This window comes from Anabaena sp. CCY 9910 (assembly GCF_963920875.1).
Classification (GTDB): Bacteria; Cyanobacteriota; Cyanobacteriia; order Cyanobacteriales; family Nostocaceae; genus Trichormus; species Trichormus variabilis.
The window spans coordinates 1-2,710 of sequence record NZ_CAWUDJ010000098.1; the positions used below are offsets into that span (position 1 = coordinate 1).

Genomic DNA, 2,710 nt, shown 5'->3' on the forward strand with positions numbered 1-2,710 from the left:
ACAGTCCGGTGAAGCGTCAAGAATCACCGCACCTTTAGGTCGGTGAGTATGTCAAGTAACCCTTCCTCTGCAATACGAGCCATCAATACTGAATCTGAGTTGAGGGTTGTGATCGAAACAGATGCAAGGTTGTTGTTTGTCATATCATTATAGCCCTCTTCTGTCAGTTTCCGGATAAAATGAATAGAAGAAAGGAAAAATAAAACTCTACAAGGTAAGTAGAGCAATGGATGTAGAACTACAAATCTTAAAACATTTACCCAGAGATGCCCAGCCAACAGTTGCGCTCATAGATGAATATTGTGCAGAGTACAAAGGCCTGTTCAAAGAAGTAAGAAATTATGAATGCTTCAAATATTTACATTTAGGGATAATTTCACCAATAAAAAGAAAATCATTGCCGGAGATAGCTAAAGTAGTAAGTATAAACTCGGCACAGTCATTACATCATTTTATAGCCTATTCAGATTGGTCAGTAGAGAAATTAAAGAGCCGAAGATTAAAGAAATTAAAGAAAGCATTAAATGGTCATGCGATAACCGTAGTAATAGATGAAACGGGAGATAGGAAAAAAGGTAAAAAGACAGATTATGTAGCAAGACAATATCTAGGGAGCGTAGGAAAAATAGATAATGGAATAGTGTCAGTCAATACTTATGGAGTTTATAAAAATATAACATTTCCATTAAGTTTTAAGGTATTTAAACCGAAAGAGACGCTCAAAGAAGGAGATAAATATAAAACCAAAATAGAGTTAGCATCAGAAATTATTACAGAATTAATAAATGAAGGCTTTAATATTGAACTAGTACTAGCGGATAGTTTATATGGTGAAAGTAGCGAATTTATTAAAAAACTAAATGACTATGAATTATCTTATGTCGTAGCAATTAGAAGTAATCATGGAGTCTGGCTGCCAGCTTCGCAGAGCGTTAGAGCTAATAAATGGTGTAAATTCGAGAGAACATTTAGCAACCTGAAATCAGAAACTAGATATATCCGAGAAATAATTTATGGTAAAAGAAGAGCAATAACTTATTGGGAAATAACTACTGACACAGAAACAATGCCGGAAAATTCTAGTTCTTTTATCATGACTAATTTACAAGGGAACCTAAAGAAAACTTTAGGAGACCTCTATGGATTAAGAACATGGGTAGAATATGGGTTTCGCCAGTGTAAACAGGAATTAGGTTGGACAGATTATCGTTTTACTAATTTTCAGCATATTGAAAAATGGTAGGAAATTATTTTTTCGGTTTACACGATGATTAGTTTAAATTCTCCAGTCTTTTTATCCTTAAATCAATCTCATCAAGTTGAAACTAAAGTACAAGACAGTAAGCCTGAGCATTTTTCTGCTCATCAACAATGGAATCATCAAAATGGATGGAAGAATACTCTCAATAATCTTCGTTTAATTGTCCAACCACTCTTTCTATTTTGGCTGATTTATCCTTGGTTAGATATCTTTCCTAATTCTGATTTATTGCTGGGTTTAATCACCTAATTTCTCAAATGAATCAATTTAAACCCTTTTATGCTTCTGGATAATTTCGCTATTTATTACTTGTTTAATCCGGAAACTGACAGAAGAGGGATAGTGTGGGTTAGTAGCAAGATTAGAATCCATTTGTTGCTCTCCTACGTTGAGTAAAGAGTACCTGCTTGGAAGTTGGAAGAGTCAAGCAGGTTACTCATTTCAATCATTGTGATTTACTGAATTATCTTTCTTGTCGGTGATAGAAGGGCGACCAGGAACTGCCATGAAGTTATTACCATAATAGAAATTATGCAACTTCACTCGGATACCACCAAAAAGCATATCTACTAATGTTGTGACTGTAATGAATCTGACGTACCATGTGGGATTTTTTGCAGTAATCAATTCATAGCGCAAGGCTTCTAGGTCGCTTCGCCAATCTTCTGGGATAACACATACTACCCACCCAGTTATAATGTAACTGGTTTGAGTATTAGAAGTATTGTTATGCTGCTTACTTTGTCGGCGCTTTGTTACAACAAATAATACTATGATTCCAGAAAATACGGAAATTAATGAAACTATTACAATTATGAATCCTGGGTTACTACTAGATGAGTCAGGATACCAAACTTTGACAATACCATCATCACTAGCAGAGGTGATTCTCCGTCCGTCAGGGCTGTAATTAACTTTGTTTACCTTACTCTCATGGACTTTTAAACTACGTATTAATTTGCCAGTATTAACATTCCAAAAGTATATTGTCCCATCATCACAACCAGAAGCAAGAATCTTATTATTGGGATGAAGAGCAATGGCACTAACAGAATTATTAAGTTTTAGGCTGAGTGATGAGCCATTCTTACTCAAGAGGACTGTGTTGCCACCACTAATAGAAGCAACAATACTGTTATCATTACTTGAAATGGTTTGATCGGCATTATTAAGATTATCTTTGTAATTTACAAAGACTAGCCTATCTCGATTGTTTAAACTGACTGTTTTGTATTCAATGCGACTAGCAATCTTTCTATCAAGAAGCGACCTCACGTTAAAGTTGATTTCTCCTGCAATTTTTACAGAATGAGATTCTACAGAACTAGATTTGTAATTTGAAATTACGTCGTTCCCCACTGCATCAACGGAGATTCTATCTGAAATATTGATGCTTATATTGCCACCATTCCCTTGTCCACTAGTAGCAGTACCTATAACATCTCCATT

At 35.1% G+C, this 2,710-nt stretch carries 1 protein-coding gene and 1 pseudogene; one reads left to right on the plus strand and one right to left on the minus strand.

Translation table 11 applies throughout. The annotated features are described in order from the left end of the window. Positions 1 to 226 precede the first annotated feature (226 nt). Positions 227 to 1,554 (plus strand): annotated as a pseudogene (locus tag ACM5QX_RS29390) (IS701 family transposase). A gap of 148 nt (positions 1,555 to 1,702) precedes the next feature. On the opposite strand, the gene ACM5QX_RS29395 reads toward ACM5QX_RS29390, so the two are convergent. Beyond that, positions 1,703 to 2,710 (minus strand): WD40 repeat domain-containing protein (locus tag ACM5QX_RS29395; RefSeq protein ID WP_414756733.1); only part of this gene is annotated, 1,008 nt, incomplete at its 5' end.